Origin of the sequence: Labrys sedimenti (assembly GCF_034424805.1) — a bacterium.
GTDB lineage: Bacteria > Pseudomonadota > Alphaproteobacteria > Rhizobiales > Labraceae > Labrys > Labrys sedimenti.
Window position 1 is genome coordinate 187,103 of the sequence record NZ_JAXOUF010000008.1, and the last position, 19,656, is coordinate 206,758.

Here is a 19,656-nt window from a genome sequence, read left to right on the forward strand (position 1 = left end):
TGTCGCAAGATGCCAGCTGCTGCGGCGCTTGGCATCCCCATCGCAGTGATGCGGCGCCACGAGACAAACTGGATCAAAATAAAAAACAAAAACAATTTAGTAGAATGAACTGCCCTTTTGGAAGCTCCATTGTGGCAGATCAATGGCTTCCGCGGCACAAACCGGCAAGCCAGCGTCGCTCCTGCCCTAAATGGGACATTTTTGCAACAGCACCGATGCCATCCGACCTGGACATGACTTTCAAAAGACGGGACAGGGCGGCAGAATCTTTCTACAGAAACTCTGCAAGAAAAGGTGAAGCGCCGGGTCTGGCAAGGACCGTCGGCGCAAGGGGGAAGTCATGAGTGATTTTGCCGGCAAGTCCGTGATCGTGACCGGCGGCAGCCTTGGCATGGGGCTGGCCTGCGCCACGCGCTTCGTACAAGGCGGCGCGGATGTGCTGATCGTGGCCAATGACAAGGTCTCCATCGAGACTGCGCTTGCCAGCCTCGGCCCGCAGGTGCGCGGCCTGGTGGGCGATGTGCGAAAGGCGGCAGACATGCAGGCAGCCGCAGCCGAGGCGGCGAGCGCCTTCGGCGGCGTCGACATCCTGGTATGCTGCGCCGGCATCCAGCGCTATGGCACGGTGGTCGAGACGCCGGAAGAGGTCTGGGACGACGTGCTCGACGTCAATCTGAAGGGCATCTATCTGGCGGCCAAATACGCCATTCCCGAGATGCGCAAGCGCGGCGGCGGTGCGATCGTGGCGATCTCGTCCGTGCAGGCCTTCGCGTCGCAGACCTCGGTTGCCGCCTATACCGCCAGCAAGGGCGGCATCAACGCGCTGGTGCGGGCAATGGCGCTCGACCATGCCGGCGAGAACATCACCGTCAACAGCGTGTGCCCGGCTTCCGTCGATACGCCGATGCTGCGCTGGGCCGCCGATCTCTACAAGGGCGATTCGACCGCGGAAGCCACCCTTGCCGCCTGGGGCAAGGGCCACCCGATCGGGCGCATCGGCCAGCCCTGGGAGATCGCCGAGGCCGTCGCGTTCCTGGCCGGCGACAAGGCGCGCTTCATCACCGGCAGCGACTTCAAGATCGACGGCGGCGTGATGGCCAAGCTCGGCATCGTGCTGCCGGAATGAGGTTTTCCGAGGCGCACTGAAGTCGTCCCGATCAGCGCGCCGGCCTCTTGGAGCAAGCGAAGCGGGGGAGAGCCGAACCGGTTTATTTCACCACGGTCTCGCCGCCGGCCATCTTGGGCGCCGGCTCGCCGCTGGCGGCGCTCGGCATGGCGGGGCTCACCGCCACCAGGGGTGGAGCGGTCACCGGCGTGAATTTCGAATCCACGAATTCGAGGGCATCCTCGATGGTCTTGCGCCACAGCGACCAGGTGTGGTCGCCGTCGGTGACGCGGAATTCGATGTTGATCCTGTCGGCCATCAGCGTCTCGTAGAGGGCCATGGAGCCGCGCCAGAAATTGAGGCCGTCATGGTCGCCGACGGTGAGATAGATCGCCGGCAATTCGCTGCCGGCTTCGATCTGCCGGGCGAGCAGGGTAAACACATTGGCGTCATTGAAGCGCCGGGCGTCGAAGGGCGTACCGAAGGCACCGCCGAAATGGGCACCCTCCGGCGGCAGATCGGGGCCGCCGACCACCGTGGCCTGATCGATGCGCTTGAAATAGCTGCCGCTGGCGCCTGCCCACGCCGTCATGGCCTGGGAGGTCGGAATGTTCTGCCACAGGGCGCCAGACAGGCTGGCGACCGCGACAAAGCGGTCCGGCCGCTTGAAGGCAAAGCGCAGCGCCCCGAAGCCACCCATGGAAATGCCGGCGATGGCGCGGGACTTGCGGGTGCAATGGGGGGCGAAGCGCTTCTCGAAAGCGGTCGGCAGCTCGTTGAGGAGCGCGGTTTCGTAATTGCCCGGCCCCTTCACATCGGCGGAATCGACATACCAGCTGTTGCCGGCGGAGGGCATCACTACCAGCATCGGGTTGATGCGCCCGCTCTTGATCAGTCGGTCGAGCGTCACCTTGATGGTGGCAAGCGACGACCAGTCGCGATTATTGGCGTCGCGGCCATGCAGGAGATAGAGCACCGGCCAGCCGGTTTCCGGCGCAGGCAGGTCCGGGCGATAGACCGACACGGTCAAGGGCCGGCCCAGGGCCTTGCTGGGAAAGGACATTTCCTCGAGCGTGCTTGCACTGGCCCCGGCGAGCATGGTCAAGCCGGTGAGGAGGCCGAGACAAAGCGCCACGGCCCTGCGGGCAACGGTAGGAATTCCTGCGGGTTCGGTGCGGACCATGCGCATTTCAAGCTCGTATTGTGCCGTGCGACAAGCGAATTCGTCGAAAGCCGGCGATCGCTGCCCGCATCCATCGCATGGTTGCCGCGCTGAGGCCGTTTGACCAGCCGCTTATGACGGCAAGCTGTGTCACAAATTTGGAAAACAACGACAATTTCCGGCCGTAGCGTTGCAGGAGCGTCTTTTTGTCGAACAGCGTGGCGATGATGCAACAGGGCATGCAACTTTTTGGCCGTAACTTCGTTCATCCCCCGTACAGGATGAGGCCGCCACTATGTCGTCAGGCTCCAAGAATCGCTTCTGAACTTAGTTGAGCGAGGTGCTGAAGGAAGGATGCCGAAATGCTGGCATCCCGTCGTGGCAATTCAAGCGCGCCGCGGCGACAGCAGTGATGGAAGTGGAAGGCGCGTATTATGGAAAATCAATTCAGCTTCTTAAAGCTGTCACTTTCGATGCGCCCCTATCTGCTCACGGCGCTTTTGTTCGTGCCATGCTATTTTCTGCAGGCCTATCTGGGCTGGCATAGCTATTCATATTTTGTCTTTTTGCCTGCCGTTGTACTTGCAGAGGTTCTGTTCGGCTTCGGCATCGGCCTGTTTGCCATCCTGCTGACGGCCACCGTCGTCACGTTCCTGTTCATCCAGCCCTTCTATACGCTGTGGCTGGCCCCTGCCCAGCTTCCGGCGCTGGCTCTGTTCGCCCTCACGGCGATCCTGATCTTCGGCGCTTGCGAGGCGGTGCGCCTGCTGATCGACTATGTCACCGATCGCCGGCAGAACCCTCCAAAGCCCGTCGCAGCCAGCCCGGCGGTTAAGCCCAATCAGCGCGCCGTTTCCGTCGACATGTGGCGCGGCTTCGTGTTGTGCACGATCTTCATCAACCACATGCCCGGCAACCTTTTCGAGGTGATCACTTCGCGCAATTTCGGCCTGTCCGATTCGGCCGAGGCCTTTGTGTTCATGTCCGGCGTCGCCATGGCACTCGCCTATGGCCGCAAGTTCAATGCCGGCAAGGAGGCCGACGTCTCCCTGGCACTCGGCAAGCGGGCCGTGAAGCTCTATGGCGTGCATGTGCTGATGACGCTGGCCGGCATCGCCATCTTCGCGGCCGGTGCGTTGCATTGGCGGATGCCCGATCTGATGGCGATGCATGGCCGCGATCTCTACGTTCAGGATGCCGGCACCTTCCTGCTCGGCACGCTCTCGCTCGGCCATCAGATCGGCTATTTCAACATCCTGCCGCTCTATATCGCCCTGATCGCCCTGGTCCCTGCTCTGTTCTACCTGGCGCGGCTGCATATCGGCGTGATGTTGACCGCCTCGGCGCTGCTTTACGCCCTCGCCCGCTATTACGGCTGGAACCTGCCATCCTGGCCGGTTGCCGGCGGCTGGTTCTTCAATCCCTTCACCTGGCAGTTCATGATGGCGATCGGCATCGCCGTCGGCCTGTTGCTGCAGCAGGGCCGCCTCGCGATCTCCAAGCCCCTGTTCGCCCTTGCCGGCCTGGTTGTCTTCGCGGGTGCCTTCGTCGTCACCAATGGCTTCGGCCTGTCCTTCGGGGTGCGTGAGGCCGTCTATGGCTGGCTCGACCTCGACAAGACCAATCTCGGCCTTGGTCGCCTCCTGCATTTCCTCGGCATGGCCGCCTTTATCTACGGGCTGGGCATTTCGCCCAAGCTGGCGTCGCTGCGGGTGATGCAGCCGCTGATCATGCTCGGTCGCCACAGCCTGCTGGTGTTCTTCCTGCTCTCGCTGCTGGCCGGAGCCGGCCAGGTGGTGCTGATGACGGGCCATGACGCGCTTTGGATCCAGATCGCCCTCGTCTGCGGCGGCATCGCCTTCCTGTGTGCCGCTGCCAAGTTCAGCGAGGCCGAAAAGGCGGCTGGCGGCCCGGTGATGGTGCGGGGCTGAACCAGCCCCCGCCTCAGTCCAGCAAGGGCAGGATGGCCCGCGCCCCATCAGCACGCCGAGATAGACACCGAGAAGGAGGTGGCTGAAGATCGGCGTGCCGGCAGGATCGCTCGCTTTTCCATTGTAAAAGCCGGCGGCCGGACTATCTCTCGGCGCCGACCTACTGCAGGCAATGAGAGAAGCGGGACCGACATGCGGCTATGGCGATTGGCGCGGCGCCCCTTCCTGGCTCTCGACGGCAGCGGCGCGGAGCGCCATGGCGCCCGTTGGACGTCGCCGGGCCGGCCCGTCGTCAACTTCGCCTCGGAAGCGGCCCTCTCCGTCCTCATCGTCCTGCGTTATTTGCCGCGGGATCTGGAAGGGATCGACCAGGACTACCTGCTGGGCTGGACGGAGACCGAGGAAGAACCGGAGGACATTCCCTTCACGCCAGATCCGGTCGAGAAGCGGGCGAGGGGAGATGCATGGCTATCCTCAAACCGCTCCTTGCTCGCCTCGGTGCCCTCCGCCGTCCTGCCGGAAGCCCGGCTCATCCTGATGAATCCGAGACATCCCAGGGCGGGCTCGATCGCGCCGCTGACGGTGCGTCCCTTCAGTTTCGAGCAGTGCCTCAGCCTGCCTTCCATGCCGGCCTAGGATCGATGGAATGCCAGCGACCGGATGGCGCACGCCGTCGTCCTCGGCTTCGTGTCGTGGGTTGCGCCGCGGCGTCTGGGCAATGATGCGAACCCTATCCTGGAGTACGCGCGGGCCGAACCAATAGAGCAACCAGATGCGCCTCGGGCAGTGCTACAATTTTCACGATTTCCGTTGCATGGCCAGGCAGCGCCTGCCGGGACCGATCTTCGACTATATCGATGGCGGTGCTGACGACGAGGTGAGCTGTCGGCGCAACACCGCTGCCTTCGAGGCCTGCGACCTGGTGCCGAACGTGCTCCGCGGTGTGGCGGAAGTCGACATGTCCGTCACGGTGATGGGCCAGAAGCTGGCGATGCCGGTCTATTGTTCGCCGACGGCGCTGCAGCGCCTCTTCCATCTCAAGCTCGACGGTGGGGCCTTGTCGATCAGCCGTTATTTCACCGAGATGCTCGACCCCTCCATGTCTTGGCACGAGGTGGCGGAGATGGTGCGGCTTTGGGATGGGCCGTTCTGCCTGAAGGGCATCATGTCGGTCGAGGATGCACGGCGCGCGGCCGAAATCGGTTGCAGCGCGATCGTGCTTTCCAATCATGGCGGCCGCCAGCTCGACGGCTCGCGCAGCGCCTTCGACCAGCTGGCTGAGATCGTCGATGCGGTGGGAGACCGGATCGACGTCATGATGGATGGCGGTATCCAGCGCGGGACGCATGTCCTCAAGGCTCTGTCCCTGGGAGCGAAGGCCGTCGGGCTGGGCCGTTATTACCTTTTCCCGCTTGCCGCCGGCGGGCAGCCCGCCGTTGAGCGCGCCCTGGACTTGATGCGGATCGAGATCGAACGCGGCATGAAGTTGATTGGCTGCACATCCATCGCCCAGCTCACACGCCAGAACATTCGTTTGCGTTCCTGACGAAGCGCCGAAGAACAAGCGCTTCTTCCCGATTCACCGCGTACCCATCAAAGCCGTCGCAGCTCTCACAGCTTGAGCGTCACCCGGGTGTTCAGGAGCTGGCTGCGCCTGGCGCTCGAGCCCAGCTTGATCTCGAAATCGCCGGCTTCCAGCACCGGCTGCAGGTCCCGGCCGGGGAAAGCCAGGTCCCTCGCCGCCAAAGCGATGGTGATGGTGCCGCTTTGGCCGGGATCGAGGCTGATCTTGGCAAAACCCCGCAGTTCCAGCAGCGGCCGGGACAGGCTCGCCACCAGGTCATGCGTGAACAGGAACACGGTCTCCTGGGCGGCCCGCTTGCCGGTGTTAACAACCGTGGCGCTGACCTCGATGGTGTCGTCGGGGCCGAACACGGTCTTGCTCACCTTCAGGCCGGACAGGCTGAAGGCGCCATAGGTCAGGCCATGGCCGAAGGGAAAGGCCGGCGCATTGGGAGCGTCGATATATTTGGAGGTGTAGTGGTCGTTCGGGTTGAAGGGGCGGCCCGTCGGGTATTGTTCGTAATAGAGGGGGGCCTGCCCGACCGCATCCGGCCAGCTCACCGGCAGGCGGCCGGACGGCGATTCCTCTCCCATCAGGAGATCGCCGATGGCGGGGCCGGCTTGTTCGCCGGGCCACCAGGCCATCAGCACGGCCGAAGCCTTGTGGAAGAGCCAGGGCAAGGTGAGCGGCCGGCCGGCGAAGAGCACCACGACCACCTTCTTGCCGAGCGCCAGGATCGCCTCGGCAAGTTCGCGTTGCTTGCCCGGCAATTCGGGATGGGCGCGGCTGGCGGCTTCCCCGCTCATCGGTGCCGTCTCGCCCAGGCAGAGCACCACGGTGTCGGCAACGCGTGCCGCTTCCACCGCGGTGGCGATGCCGGACATGTCGTCCGAACTGATCTTCACGCCCTCGGCCTGCGCCACGACGGTGGCGACCTTGCCGAGGCTGGTGTGCAGGGTGATGCTGTCCTCGGCGACCGAGGCGCCGCCCCAGGGGCCGCGCATGTCGGCCTGGGCGTCGGCGAGCGGGCCGATCAGGGCGATACGCTCGGTGCGCGTGAGCGGCAGGGCCTCGTCGTAATTGGTGAGCAGGACGCAGGATTTGCGTGCCGCGTCGCGGGCGACCTCGTGATGGTCGATCTTGCCGGCCATGGCGGCCAAGGGTGCCGTGCCGCGCCGATAGGGCTGGTCGAACAGGCCGAGCCGCTCCTTGAGGGCGAGGACGCGTCCTACGCAGGCGTCGATCTCCGCCATGGTGATGAGGCCACGCGAGAGCGCCTCCGGCAGATGCTTGCGATAGGCGTTGGAGACCATGTCGATGTCGACGCCCGCCCGCAGGGAGAGGGCCGCGGCTTCGGCCAGGTCGCCGGCGACACCGTGGTTCAACAGTTCGGCCACCGCGTTGTAGTCGCTGATGATGACGCCGTCGAAGCCGAGCTTGTCGCGCAGCCAGCCCTTGAGCAACGGCTCATGCGCCGTCATCGGCATGCCGGCCAGGCTGTTGAAGGCGGGCATGATCGCGGCCACCCCCGCCTTCACCGCCGCCTCGAAGGGCGGCAGATAGATCTCGTGCAGAGCCCGGTCCGAAATGTCGACCGAGGCATATTCGCGCCCGGCGACCGGCGCGCCATAGGCACAGAAATGCTTGGCGGTGGCGGCGATCGAGCCGATGGCGGAGAGATCCGAGCCCTGGAATCCCTTGACCTTGGCGATCGCCATCTCGGCGTTGAGCCAGGAATCCTCGCCTGCGCTTTCGACGATACGGCCCCAGCGAAGGTCCCTGGAGACATCGACCATCGGGGCAAAGGTCAAGGCGAGGCCGTCGTTCCAGGCTTCGACTGCCGCGATGCGCGCCGTGCGGGCCCAGGCGGCGCGATCGAACATGGCGGCTTCGGCCAGCGGCACCGGGAAGGCCGTCTTGTGGCCATGGATGACGTCGAAGCCGAGCAGCAGCGGGATGCCGAGGCGCGATTCCTCCACGGCGATGCGCTGGACCTCGTTGACGTGATCGACGCCGACCATGTTGAGCAGATTGCCGATATCGCCGGAACGGATGGCGTCGGGCGAGTCCCCGCCAAGCAGGGGACCGGTCACCGCATAGCCCGAGGCAACCATATTGAGCTGACCGAGTTTTTCTCGCAGCGTCATCTTGGACAGCAGGGTCTCGATGCGGCTCATCACAACTCCTCGTTCGGCAGACTTTCGCCGATCGCCGGATCGGCGGGGCCGATGCGCAAATCAGCCTCTCTTTCCTGCTTAACGCCTCGCCGCTTCTGTTCAACCCCCACCTTGGGTAGCATCACCGGAACGTTCTGGGGTTGGGCGGAATCGCCAAGAGCGTAAAGACACGTCGGAACAAAGAGTTAGAGCAAGAATGACGTTTCCCGCTAACGTGTTTTGCTCTGGGAATCGGAGAGAGAAGATGAGCGTGATCACGGATCTGGATCGCTGGATCGAGCGGCAATACCCCATTGCCGTCCGGAACATGCAGCTTGCCATCTCCGCCACGGCCACGGTGAAGGAGCGGCCGGGCTTCGGCCAGACCGTAACTCCAGTACGGGGCTCGGTGGTGGCGTCGCCCGTGCCGGCCTCCTACGATCCGGATCCCGACTATTTCTTTCACTGGTACCGCGACTCGGCCGTGGTGATCGACGCCCTCCGGCAGATCGATCCCCGCTGGCTCGACAGCGACATGGCAGCGGCGCATTTCTGCGATTTCGTCGATTTCAGCCTGTCGCTCAACGCCCTCAGGGGCGCCGATTGGGTCGAGCACCCGGATTGGCGGGCCAGGGTCGCCGAGGACTATCGGCAATTCGTGCGCGAGGATGCGGATCTGGCCAGCGTGGTGGTCCGCGGCGAAACGCGGGTCAACCCGGACGGATCCCTCGACATCTCGCGCTGGAATCGCCCGCAATATGACGGTATCGCGGCCCGCGTGCTGACGGTGCTGCGCTGGGCCTCGGGCCGATCCTTCGGTGTCAGGCATGACGATGCCATCGCGACCCTGCTGGACGAGGACATCCGCTTCGTCCTCGCCCATTGGCGCGAGCCGAGCTACGACATCTGGGAGGAAGAAAAGGCGCATCACTACTATACGCTGCGCATCGAGGCGGCGGCGCTGGAGGCGGGGGCCTCCTGGCTGGCGGCGCAGGGAGATGCCGCGACCGCCCAGCGCGCCCGGGCGGATGCGGCCGAGATCCAGGGCCGTCTCCATCATTTCTGGCAGCCCGAGGCGGGCTTCTACCGCTCCCGCCTGACCGAGGATGGCAAGCCGACGCCGAAGGACCTCGACATCGCCGTCATCCTCGCCGCGATCCATGCCGGCGGTGCCCTGCCCACGCATTCGCCCCACGATACCCGGATGGAAGCGACGCTGGATCGCCTCGATGCGATCTTCGAAGAGGACTATGCGATCAACCGGGGCCGGCCGGAGGGACGCGGCATCGCCCTCGGCCGCTACCGGGGCGACGAATATTACTCCGGCGGGGCCTATTACTTCTCGACGCAGGCGGCGGCCGAATTCTGCTATCTGCGCGCGGCGGCCCTGCGTGCGGCGGATCCTGCCGCTGTCGATCGCCTGAAGGCGCGCGGGGACGCCTATCTCGAGACCATCCGCGCCTTCACGCCCGATGACGGGGAAATGTCCGAGCAGTTCGACCGGGTGACCGGCGAGCATACTTCCGCCAAGCATCTGGCCTGGAGCTATGCCGGTTTCATCACGGCGGTGGAGGCGCGGCGAAAGGCGGGGTGAGCCGTCCGGCGCAAGCCCGATTTCGACGACTTCTCCGGAAGACGCTCTATCCCAAATGGGACATGGCGTCGGCCCCGACAAGGCTCCTACGATGACGGGCAAGCCGCTGAGGCGGTACCGGATCTGAGGGGAAGGCCTTGTCGAAGACGCTCACCACCACGCCGCGGCAGGATGGTTTCCGCGCGCCCGGCGAGTTCGAGCCGAAAGCCGGTTGCTGGCTGATCTGGCCCGAGCGGCCCGATACCTGGCGGCTGGGGGCCAAGCCGGCACAGAAGCTGTTTGCCCGTGTCGCCGCCGCGATCGCTGCGAGCGAGCCGGTCACGGTGATCGTCTCGGCGCGGCAGTGGCGTCATGCCCGGGCCTGCCTGCCCGACACGGTGCGGCTCGTCGAAATGTCGAGCAACGATTCCTGGCTGCGCGACAGCGGCCCTAATTTCGTCGTCAACGACCAGGGCGAGGTGCGCGGCGTCGACTGGAGCTTCAACGCCTATGGCGGGCTGAATGGCGGGCTCTATTTCCCCTGGGACCTCGACGACCAGCTTGCCCACAAGATCCTCGAAATGGAGGGAATGCACCGCTATCGCTCCAGCCTGATCGCCGAGGGCGGCGGCCTGCAATGCGACGGGCAGGGCACGCTGATCACCACCGCGCAATGCCTGCTCAATGCAAACCGCAACGGCCATCTCGGCCTTGCGGCGGTGGAGCGGCAACTCGCCGACTATCTCGGCATCGACACCATCGTCTGGCTGCCCCGAGGCTTCGCCTTCGACGAGACCGACGGCCATGTCGACGACATCTGCTGCTTCGTGCGCCCCGGCGAGGTGGTGCTGAGCTGGACCGACGAGAGAGACGACCCGCAATATGAGATCGTGCGCGAGGCCGAGGACGTGCTGCGCTCGGCACGCGACGCCCGGGGCAGGGCGCTGAAAGTGCACAAGCTGCCCCATCCCCTGCCGATCGAGGCCACGGCCGAGGAAAGCGAGGGCGTGGACCAGGTCGAGACGAGCTGGGCGCGGCCGGCGGGCAACCGCATCGCGGCGAGCTACGTCAACTACTATCCCGGCAACAGCGTGGTGGTGGTGCCCGAATTCGACTGCGCCCTGGATCGTCCCGCCAAGGCCGTCCTGGCCGGGCTCTTCCCGGACCACGCCATCGTCGGAATCGAGAATTCCCGCGAGATCCTGCTCGGCGGCGGCAATGTCGCCTGCATCACGCTGCCCGTCTATGCCGGCCGTCACGGCTAGCGAGCTTCAAACCGGCCATCTCTGTTCCGATCCGATCGGAAGTGCCCTGGAAGCTGCCAAGGAGGTTCACATGCGCTCACTGCTTCGTTCGATTGCCCTTGCTGCAGGTCTTGCCATTATCGGCTTCGCGCCGGTCCAGGCCGAGGACGAGAAGGTAGTCAACGTCTACAATTGGACGGACTACATCGCGCCCGACACGGTGGAGAAATTCCAGAAGGAGACCGGCATCAAGGTCGTCTACGACAATTACGACGGCAACGAGATGCTGGAGACCAAACTGCTGGCCGGTCGTTCCGGCTATGACGTGGTATATCCCTCCGCCTTTCCCTTCCTCAGGAACCAGATCAAGGCCGAGACCCTGCAGCCCTTGCGGCGCGATGCCATGCCCAATGCCGCCAAGGTCGACCCTCAGGTGCTGGCTCTGATTGCAAAGGCAGACCCCGGCAACCAGCACGCCATGCCTTACATGGGCGTGACCGACGGCATCGGTTACAATGTCGAGGCCATCAAGCGCCGCCTGCCGGATGCGCCCGTCGATTCCTTCGCTATGATCTTCGACCCGGCGATCGTCCAGCGCTTCGCCGATTGCGGCGTTGCCATGATCGATGCGCCGACCGAGGTGATTCCGATGGCGCTGGCCTATCTCAAGCTCGATCCGCATTCGACCGCTCCGGACGATCTCGCCAAGGCCGAGACCCTGCTGAAGAAGGTGCGGCCCTTCATCCGCTATTTCCATTCCTCGCGCTACATCAACGATTTGGCCAATGGCGACATTTGCCTGGCGCTGGGCTGGTCAGGCGATATCCTGCAGGCCAAGACGCGCGGAGCGGCGGCGGCCAAGCCGGTCGAGGTGGCCTATGCCATTCCGCGGGAGGGCACGCTGGTGAATTTCGACACCATGGCCGTGCCCAAGGATGCGCCGCATCCCGACAATGCCATGCGCTGGATCGACTTCAATCTTCGGCCGGACATCGCGGCGGCCAATTCCAATTTCATTTCCTATGCCAATGCGGTGCCGGAGGCGCGGCCATTACTCACCGAGGCGATTGCCAAGGACCCCGGCATCTATCCGCCGGACGACGTGAAGGAGCGGCTGTTCGTGGTGACCAATTCCGACGTGGCGGTGCTGCGCCGCCAGACCAGGGCTTGGACGCGGATCCTGACGGGGCAGTGAAGCTGTCGTGAGAAGACGCCTCAGAGCGAGTGCCCGTCGCCTCCGCCGGCAAGCAATTCGACCTGGGAGTGCACACCCAGCTTGGCATAGATGCTCTTGATGTGGTTGCGGACGGTGCCGGGCGATATGGCAAGCCTGCGGGCGATGGATTTGGCGCAGCCGCCTTCCAGCAAGAGGTCAAGGATCTGCCGTTCCCGGGCGCTCAGCCCGGTCTCGCCGCCGATACGGCCAGTCCGGCCGCCCGCCTGCCATAGCCGCCACAGCCGTTCCAGCACCAACCGGATGGTATCGCCGGCCCCTTCGGCCAGGACGAGGTCGGCAGGGATGAAGCCCGGGCTTCCCCGATGGCGGAAGAAGGTCACATAGCCCGCGGCGACGGGTGAAAGATTGAACACGCCGGTGATCTCGTCGATGGTCTGCGACGGCCGGTAGAAGTCCCGATAATAGGGCGTCTTCTCGAAATGGAAGCTGTCGAAGCTGGACAGGGGCAGCAGGAAATCGTGCCGCGTGGCAGCGAATTTCTGGAAGAAGGGATCCTGGCGAAAGAGGCCCCTGTCATATTGGCGGTTCCAGCGATCGGGCCGGTCGCCGTCGATGGTGACGCAGGCGCCTTCCCGCAAATAGAGGCCGACATGGCAGCTGTCCGCCGCCAGGAGGTTGCGTGCGCCCGGTGCGAAGCGAACCGCCAACTGCGCCGGGGAGGTCGCGGCGAATGCCTCGGCGAGGCCGCGATTCCACTGCGCAAAGCGGGACAGAGGGAGCCCTGGTTCCATGGCACGGCCATCGCCTGTGGTTCGAGCGCGGCAGGTGCCGCTTCCGGACAACATGGCATAAAGTCCCGGAGGCTCAAATCGGAGCTTTTGCCCTCAAGCGAACCGCATCAGGCTCTCACTCCATCGCCATGCTGTGGTCCATTTCCGGAGGCTTGGCCGCCTTTCGCAGGAAGAAAACCAGCGGCATCGCGGCCAACGTCAGCAGCATCATCAGCTTGAAATCATTGATATAGGCGATGATGGTCGCCTGCTGGCCGACCATGCCGTCGAGCATGGTCTGCCCCGCCGCGCTCAGCGGGTCGATCAGCTTGGCCCGGGCCATGTCCTGCAGGGCCTGGTTGTAGGGCGTGAGGTGGGTGACGAGATCGGCGTGGTTGGCCTGGGTGCTTTCGATCAGCAGGGCCGAGGTCATGGAGATGCCGACGCTGGAGCCGATATTGCGCGACAGGTTGTAGAGGCCGGTGCCGTCGCCGCGCAGGCTGGCATCGAGGGTCTGGAAGGTCACGGTGGTCAGCGGCACGAACAGGAAGCCCAGGCCTGCCCCCTGCACGAAGCCGGTGACGATGATCTGCCATTGCGAGATGTCGGGGGTCCAGCCCGTCATGTCGTAGAGCGACCAGGCCGTCAAGCCGAAGCCGATCAGCAGGAGCAGGCGGGTGTCGAGCTTTCCGACCAGGCGGCCGACGATGAACATGCAGACCATGGTGCCGATGCCGCGCGGCCCCATCACCAGGCCGGCGGTCACCACGGGATAGCCCATCAGCGATTGCAGATAGGGCGTCATCAGCGCCATGGCGGCGTAATAGGTCAGGCCGACGGCTGATATGAGCACCACCCCGACCGCGAAATTGCGGTCTACGAACAGGCGCGGCTTCACGAAGGTATCCTTGCCCGTGAAGGTATGGACCAGGAAGATGTAGAAGGCAGCGGCGCAGATCAGCGCCTCGAGCTGGATCTCGCCGGAGGAGAACCAGTCGAGCTGTTCGCCGCGGTCGAGCAGCACCTGCAGGGCGCCGATGGCGATGGAGAGCATGCCGAAGCCGAGCCAGTCGAGCTTCACGGCCGTGCTGCTGCGGGTCTCGGTGACGAAGGCCATCACGCCGAGCATCGCGACGAGACCGATCGGCAGGTTGATGTAGAAGATCCAGCGCCAGGAAATGTGGTCGGTGAGCCAGCCGCCGATGACGGGGCCGAGCACGGGGCCCACCATCACGGCGACACCGAACACGGCCATCGCTCCGCCGCGTTCCTCGGGCGTGTAGATGTCCAGCATGATCGCCTGGGCGAGCGGCACCAAAGCGGCGCCGAACACGCCTTGCATCAGGCGGAAGCCGACGATCTGCACCAGGGATTGCGCCATGCCGCACAGCATGGAGGCGATCACGAAGCCGATGATGGAGACGAGCAGCAGCCTCTTGCGGCCGAAACGGGCCGCCAGGAAGCCCGAGGGCGGCGTCATGATCGCCGCCGCCACGATATAGGAGGTCAGCACCCAGTTGATCTGGTCCTGGCTGGCGGCGACGCTACCCTGGATGTGGGGCAGCGCGATATTGGCGATGGTGGTGTCCAGTGCCTGCATGATCACGGCCAGGATGACGCAGGCGGTGATGGCGCCGCGATTGGCGACCTTGGGGGCAGGCAAGGCGGGGCTGGAGATTTGGCCGGCGCTCGCGGTGGCGGATGCGCTCATGGCAGGCCTCGTTCGCAACGATAGGTGATGAAATAATCAGGTGCTCAAAAAGCGGGCCGGCACGCGGCAACGCGCGACGGCGTTGTCGTCAGCCGGCCTGATGGCTGCCGTGGGGCTTGGCTTGGCCGAACCAGTTCGTCACGAAGCTGGGCAGGCCGCGGGCATGGCCGGTGTCGACACCGACCACCGCGCTCATGCCCATACGCAGGCTCGGCTTGTCGGGCGCGGGATCGATGCTGACGCGCATGGGAATGCGCTGGACCACCTTCACCCAATTGCCCGAGCTGTTCTGCGCCGGGAGCAGGGAGAAGCTCGAGGCGGAGGCCGGGCTGATAGTCTCGACCTTGCCGGTCCAGGTCACGCCCGGATAGGTGTCGACCGAGATCTCGACCGGCTGGCCGGGCTTGACATAGGTGAGCTCGGTTTCCTTCGGGGTCGCGTCCACCCACATATTGGTAGTGGAAACCAGGTTGAAGGCGCGCTGGGAGGCGTTGAGATAGGCGCCGCGCTGCAGGGAATCGACATTGGTGACAATGCCGTCGAAGGGCGCCCGCACCTCGGTGTCGCCGAGGTCGCGCTTGGCATTGTCGACGGCCGATTGGGCCTGAAGGTAGAAGGGATTCTTTTCCACCGGCAGAGAGGCGTCGCCGCCAAGCTGGGCCAGCATGGCCTGGGCGTTGGCCTGGGCCACGATGACCTTCTGGCGCGCCGCATCGAGATCATGCTTGGCCTGATCGAAGCTCTGCTTGGAGGCGGCGCTGGAGGATTGCAGGTCCTGCTGGCGCTTGAACTGGGCCTCGTAATAGGGAATATCCGCCTTGGCCTGTTCGATCTGGGCTTCGGCCTGGGCGTAACTCGCCTGCAGGGTCAGAACCTGGTTGCGTACGGTGCCGAGCTGCGCCTCCGCCCCTTCCAGGGCCGTGCGGTAGCTGCCGGGACGGATGCGGTAGAGCACGTCTCCCTTCTTGACGGCCTGGTTCTCGACGACGTCGATCTCCACCACCGTACCGGCGACATCGGTGGATATGCCGACCATCGCCGCCTGCACATAGGCGTTGTCCGTCTCCATCACCTGCCCGCCGGTGACGTAGAAATAGCCGCCGGCGACGAGGGCGACGGGAAGCAGGGCAAAGAGCAGGGGGCGGGTCAGCGAGCGCTTGCGCATCTTGGCCGGCTGCGGCGTGACCGCATCCTGACCGGCCTTGTCGTTGGAAAGCCGCTCGATCTCGATGGGGTTTTCGAGTTTCTGGGCTTGGTTGCTGCCATCAGCCATGTTTTGCCTCCTTGTCGTCGACCGGCTGGCGGCAGGCTTCGAGAAGGTTGGCCTTCATCTGCGTCAGGGTGTCGAGTAGTTTCACGCGGTCTTCGTCCGGGATACCAGCCAGGGCCTCCGCCCGGGTCCGGTCGCCGAGAGCGCGCATCTCGGCGAGAATGGGATGGGCGGCCGGCGTCAGGAAGAGCAGCCAGACCCGACGGTCGCTCGCATGCTGGCGCCGTTCGATCAGCCCGCGCGCTTCGAGCTTGTCGAGGATGCGTACCAAAGTGATCGGTTCGATTTCGAGCAGTTCGGCCAGCCCGCTCTGGTGGATCCCTTCGCTGCGGGAGAGGAAGGCGAGCGCCTGCCATTGCGAACGCGTCAAGCCGATATCGCCAGCCCGCTGTTCGAAGCGCTTTCGCATCAGGCGGGCGACGTCATGCAGGATGAAACCGAGAGTGGGTGGATTGAGCATATCTAGAACATGCCGTTCTAATTATAAGCTTGCTTATATTTATGCACGATTATAACAAGGATGCCTCAAATGCAATCGCCCAGATGGTGCGGACCGCAAAATGGCTGCTGATCACGCGAGATTTGATCGGGGTCCGGCCCTGACGGGGGCCGGCTTGCTGTGCGCGACTTGGTTTGTCCTGACGCTCGGCACGCATCCGGCGGCCGCCGCGCCGCGCTTCGTCAGCTGCGGCGGCGCCGCCATGCTTGGAGCCGCGCTGCTCAATTGCTCGCACCTGGCACCGACCAAACCGGCGCAGCTGTGCAATTTCAGCTGGAGCCTCCTGCAGGTCAGCAATGTCCCGCAGGTGGTGAGCGGCTCCTTCCTGCTGCCGCCAGGCGCCAACAACGCCCAGGTCTATCAGGGGGCCGGCTACGTCGCCGCCCTGGCGTCGCCGGTCATTCTCTGCCAGGACCAGAATTAGCGCCAGCATTGGCGCTTGCCGCCCGCTTTCGAGGCGGCGGCCTCTCTATTGCCGCTACAACGCCCCAAAACAGCCCCTTTTGGTTCACACGCCATACAAGTCAGCCAAGCTATCGCTTAGGTTGTACTCACAGGCCATGAGCCGTTCGAGCTCGGCCCACGCCGGGTGGAAACCAAGAGGGCCAGATCAATGTCCGCGACATTCCGCAGCGCTTTTGCGCTCCTGTTCATCCTGCTCGCGGCAAGTTTGCCGCTGCAACCTGCCCGGGCACAGAGCCAGGGCGAAAAGCGCATTGCCCTCGTCATCGGCAATGCCGACTACAAGGCCGGACCATTGGCGACCAGCGCCAATGATGCGGGCCTTATCGCCCAGACCCTGCAAGCAGCCGGTTTTGACGTGACCGGCGCCCGCGACCTGGACCAGGATTCGCTGCGCAAGGCGTTCCGTGAATTCCTCGACAAGGCCTCCGCATCGGGACCCGACACGGTGGCTTTCGTCTATCTGGCCGGTTATGGCCTGCAGTCGGAAGGGCAGAATTATTTCGTGCCCGTCGACGCTGCCATCCAGACGCCAGCTTCCGTGCCGGCAGAGGCGGTACGGCTCTCCGATTTCATTCGGCCGCTCGGCGCCTTGCAGCTGAAGGCCAGCATCGTGGTGATCGATGGCGCGCGTGCCAACCAGTTCGCGCGCGGCGACCAGCCCCTCGCCGGCGGCTTGGCGCTCGTCGATGCCGAGCCCAATTCACTGATCGCCTTCAATGCGGCACCCGGCACGGTGGGGCCGGCTGAGCAGGGGCCTTATGGCGCCTATGCCCAGGCCCTCGCCGAAATGATGCGGACGGGCGGGCTGCCGATCGCCGATGTGTTCGACCGTACCCGGTTGCGGGTGAGCGAGAGGACCAATGGTGCTGTGCTGCCCTGGAGCGCGTCGAAGCTCGGCGAACCCTTCGCCTTCTTCGACCGTGCGGCCGATGCGCCTGCTCCCCAGGTTTCCGTGGAAGAGGACAAGGCGATGCAGTCCAAGCGCATCGCCGATTTCGACGCGCGTGATGCCTATGTCGCAGCCGTGGATCGCGATACCATGCAGGGCTATCAGGACTTCCTGACCGCTTTTCCGCGCGATCCCATGGCCAAGCGCGTGCGCGCCATCGTGGCCGCCCGGCGCGAGGCCATCACCTGGCACGAGACCTGGAAGCGCGATACGCCCAATGCCTACTGGTCCTATCTCAAGCGCTATCCGCGCGGCCCCCATGCCTGGGACGCCCGCCGCCGCCTGAGATATCTGTCGGCCGAGATCGAGCCGCCGGCGCGTTTCGACGTGATCGAGTATGACGTGCCGCCGCCGCCGGAAGTCGAGGTCGTTTATGTCGAACGCCCGGTGATCGTCTTCTCCGATCCCGAATTCGACCTGCCGCCGCCTCCGCCGCCGCCGGTGATCTTCCTGCCGCCGCCGCCCCGCGATTTCGTGGAGCTGCCGCCGCCTCCGCCGCCGGTCGATGAGTATGTGCTGCCGTCGCCGCGCTATGTGGCGGTGCCCGAATGGGTGCGGCCGCCGCGCTACGTCCAGCCGCCGCCGCAGAATTTCATCTTCAACAATATCCATAACGCCACCATCATCAACGAGACGCTGGAGGCTCCGCCGGAGCGCGTACGCCCCGGAGAGGGCGAGGGCGGATTGACGACCGGGGAGAAGGCGGCTGGCGCGGCGATCGCCATCGGTGCTGCTGCCGCAGCCGCTCGCGTGGCCCTGCCACCCTTCCTGCGCAATCGCGGCGGACGGGGTGGCCAGCCCGGCATGATGCCGCAACCCGCCGTGGCGCCGCAGCCGGGCGCGACCGGCGTTCCGCCCGTTCCTGGCCAGCCGCAAAACCCGGGACGCCTCCTGCCGGGGCAAGCCCTGCCAGGCCAAGCTCTGCCAAACCAGGCACAGCCGGGGCAGGCGCTGCCTGGACAGGCACTTCCCGGCAAGGGCCAGCCCGGCCAGTTCCTGCCGGGTCAGGTCCAGCCAGGGCGGGGGCAGCCCGGTCAGGCTCAGCCAGGCCAGGCTCTTCCCGGAAAAGGCCAGCCCGGACAATTCCTGCCGGGTCAGGCGCAGCCCGGCCTCAAGCCGGGGCAGACCCAGCCCGGAAAGGCGCTGCCCGGCATGAACGGCGAAGCCCTGCCGCTCGACAACGGCAAACCGCCGCTCGCCGGCAAGCCGCTGCCGGGCCGCCAACAGCCTGGCGGCAAGGCGGGCAAGCCCGGCCAGCTGGGGCAGCCATTGCCGGGTGCCCAGCCCGAAGCACAGCCTGACCAGGCCCAGCCCGGCCAGCTTCTTCCCGGCAAGAAGGGGCGCTTGAGTCCGAACAACCGGCAACAGCCCGATGGCACCGTCCTGCCTACGGGACAGCCGCCTGCCGCCGATGAGAACCAGCTGGGCAAGCCTTTGCCGAAGGCAGGAGCTCCGGCGCAGCAGACCCCCGGTCGCAAGAAGCCACAAGGGCGCCAGCCCCAGGATGGAGGCGCACCGGTGCCGCTGCCTGGTGCCGTACCCGACGGGCAGGCCTTGCCCAATGCTGGCGGCGCGCCGCCGCAACCGGCCGGCCGTAAGCGTCGTCCGGCGCCGGACGGTCAGGGTTTCGGCCAGCCGCTGCCGCCCGCTGGACAGGCCTTGCCGGATGGCAGCGGACAGATGCAGCCGTTGCCGGGGCGTCGGCGTCCGCAGAACCGGCAACCCGATGCCGGTCCCGGCCAGCCGGATGAGCCGGTCCAGCCGGCCGGCCGCCGTCCACGTCCCCAGGCCCAGCCGGATGGCGGACCTGGAGATAATGGTGCGCCGCCACCGCGCCAGAAGCGCCTGAGCCCATCGCCCGCGCCTGAAATGGCGCCGGCCATGAACGCGCAGCCTCGCACGAACCGGCAGCCGCCTGCACAGCGCGCCCAGCCGGAATTCGGGGGGCAGGCTCCCCGGCCGATGCAGCAGATGCGGCCGCCGCCTGGCGAACGCGGCCCGGCACCCGCCGGTGGCGGACGCCAGCGCCGGTGCGGCACGCCAGGGGCGCCGCCTTGTGAGTGAAGGCTGACGAAAGAAA

16 protein-coding genes are annotated in these 19,656 nt (G+C 65.3%); 10 read left to right on the forward strand and 6 right to left on the reverse strand.

Annotated features, from left to right (window positions below; genetic code table 11):
* The first annotated feature begins 340 nt into the window (after positions 1-340).
* On the forward strand, positions 341-1,126 hold the full coding sequence (locus tag U1R88_RS22390) for an SDR family NAD(P)-dependent oxidoreductase (RefSeq protein WP_322433240.1): 786 nt from the start codon (positions 341-343) through the stop codon (positions 1,124-1,126).
* A gap of 82 nt (positions 1,127-1,208) precedes the next feature.
* Here the strand turns inward: U1R88_RS22390 and U1R88_RS22395 are convergent, their stop codons facing one another.
* The gene (locus U1R88_RS22395; RefSeq protein WP_322433241.1) at positions 1,209-2,288 is read right to left on the reverse strand and encodes an alpha/beta hydrolase-fold protein; all 1,080 of its coding nucleotides are present in this window, start codon (positions 2,286-2,288) and stop codon (positions 1,209-1,211) included.
* A 310-nt stretch (positions 2,289-2,598) separates the two neighbouring features.
* On the opposite strand from U1R88_RS22395, the gene U1R88_RS22400 reads away from it, so the two are divergent.
* The 4 genes from U1R88_RS22400 (at position 2,599) to U1R88_RS22415 (ending at position 5,744) form a co-directional block, all read left to right on the forward strand.
* Positions 2,599-2,814: a hypothetical protein gene (locus U1R88_RS22400; RefSeq protein WP_322433298.1), complete on the forward strand. Its 216-nt coding sequence runs from the start codon at positions 2,599-2,601 to the stop codon at positions 2,812-2,814.
* Entirely contained in the window at positions 2,741-4,198 is a 1,458-nt protein-coding gene (gene opgC / locus U1R88_RS22405; protein ID WP_322433296.1) for an OpgC domain-containing protein, read from the forward strand. The genes U1R88_RS22400 and opgC overlap by 74 nt, the downstream gene beginning before the upstream one ends.
* Before the next feature lie 192 nt (positions 4,199-4,390).
* Positions 4,391-4,834 (forward strand): RES family NAD+ phosphorylase, encoded by a 444-nt coding sequence (locus U1R88_RS22410; protein WP_322433242.1) that lies wholly within the window; start codon positions 4,391-4,393, stop codon positions 4,832-4,834.
* Positions 4,835-4,970: 136 nt separating this feature from the next.
* Positions 4,971-5,744, forward strand: coding sequence for an alpha-hydroxy-acid oxidizing protein (locus tag U1R88_RS22415; protein ID WP_322433243.1), 774 nt, complete (start codon positions 4,971-4,973; stop codon positions 5,742-5,744).
* A gap of 65 nt (positions 5,745-5,809) precedes the next feature.
* Here the strand turns inward: U1R88_RS22415 and U1R88_RS22420 are convergent, their stop codons facing one another.
* Positions 5,810-7,939, reverse strand: a complete 2,130-nt coding sequence (locus U1R88_RS22420) for a glycoside hydrolase family 3 N-terminal domain-containing protein (protein ID WP_322433244.1) — start codon at positions 7,937-7,939, stop codon at positions 5,810-5,812.
* 244 nt (positions 7,940-8,183) lie between these two features.
* On the opposite strand from U1R88_RS22420, the gene U1R88_RS22425 reads away from it, so the two are divergent.
* From U1R88_RS22425 to U1R88_RS22435, 3 genes are all read left to right on the forward strand, one after another.
* A complete protein-coding gene (locus U1R88_RS22425; protein WP_322433245.1) occupies positions 8,184-9,512 on the forward strand; it encodes a glycoside hydrolase family 15 protein in 1,329 nt (442 codons plus the stop codon).
* Positions 9,513-9,649: 137 nt separating this feature from the next.
* Positions 9,650-10,756 carry an agmatine deiminase gene (gene aguA / locus U1R88_RS22430; protein WP_322433246.1) on the forward strand — a complete coding sequence of 369 codons (1,107 nt, stop codon included), beginning with the start codon at positions 9,650-9,652 and terminating at the stop codon, positions 10,754-10,756.
* Positions 10,757-10,826: 70 nt separating this feature from the next.
* Positions 10,827-11,930 carry a polyamine ABC transporter substrate-binding protein gene (locus tag U1R88_RS22435; RefSeq protein WP_322433247.1) on the forward strand — a complete coding sequence of 368 codons (1,104 nt, stop codon included), beginning with the start codon at positions 10,827-10,829 and terminating at the stop codon, positions 11,928-11,930.
* A gap of 20 nt (positions 11,931-11,950) precedes the next feature.
* Here U1R88_RS22435 and U1R88_RS22440 read toward each other — a convergent pair whose 3' ends face one another.
* The 4 genes from U1R88_RS22440 to U1R88_RS22455 all read right to left on the reverse strand — a co-directional run bounded on the left by U1R88_RS22440 (position 11,951) and on the right by U1R88_RS22455 (position 16,123).
* A complete protein-coding gene (locus U1R88_RS22440) occupies positions 11,951-12,703 on the reverse strand; it encodes a helix-turn-helix transcriptional regulator (RefSeq protein WP_322433248.1) in 753 nt (250 codons plus the stop codon).
* Positions 12,704-12,818: 115 nt separating this feature from the next.
* Positions 12,819-14,393 (reverse strand): DHA2 family efflux MFS transporter permease subunit, encoded by a 1,575-nt coding sequence (locus tag U1R88_RS22445; protein ID WP_068289304.1) that lies wholly within the window; start codon positions 14,391-14,393, stop codon positions 12,819-12,821.
* Between the two features lie 88 nt (positions 14,394-14,481).
* On the reverse strand, positions 14,482-15,666 hold the full coding sequence (locus U1R88_RS22450) for an HlyD family secretion protein (protein ID WP_322433249.1): 1,185 nt from the start codon (positions 15,664-15,666) through the stop codon (positions 14,482-14,484).
* Positions 15,659-16,123, reverse strand: coding sequence for a MarR family winged helix-turn-helix transcriptional regulator (locus U1R88_RS22455; RefSeq protein ID WP_322433250.1), 465 nt, complete (start codon positions 16,121-16,123; stop codon positions 15,659-15,661). Before U1R88_RS22455 ends, U1R88_RS22450 begins: the two co-directional genes overlap by 8 nt.
* A 100-nt stretch (positions 16,124-16,223) precedes the next feature.
* Between U1R88_RS22455 and U1R88_RS22460 the strand changes: the two genes are divergently transcribed.
* Together U1R88_RS22460 and U1R88_RS22465 are read left to right on the forward strand one after the other, a co-directional pair.
* The gene (locus tag U1R88_RS22460; protein WP_322433251.1) at positions 16,224-16,586 is read left to right on the forward strand and encodes a hypothetical protein; all 363 of its coding nucleotides are present in this window, start codon (positions 16,224-16,226) and stop codon (positions 16,584-16,586) included.
* Between the two features lie 189 nt (positions 16,587-16,775).
* A complete protein-coding gene (locus U1R88_RS22465; RefSeq protein WP_322433252.1) occupies positions 16,776-19,640 on the forward strand; it encodes a caspase family protein in 2,865 nt (954 codons plus the stop codon).
* The last annotated feature ends 16 nt before the right edge of the window (positions 19,641-19,656 follow it).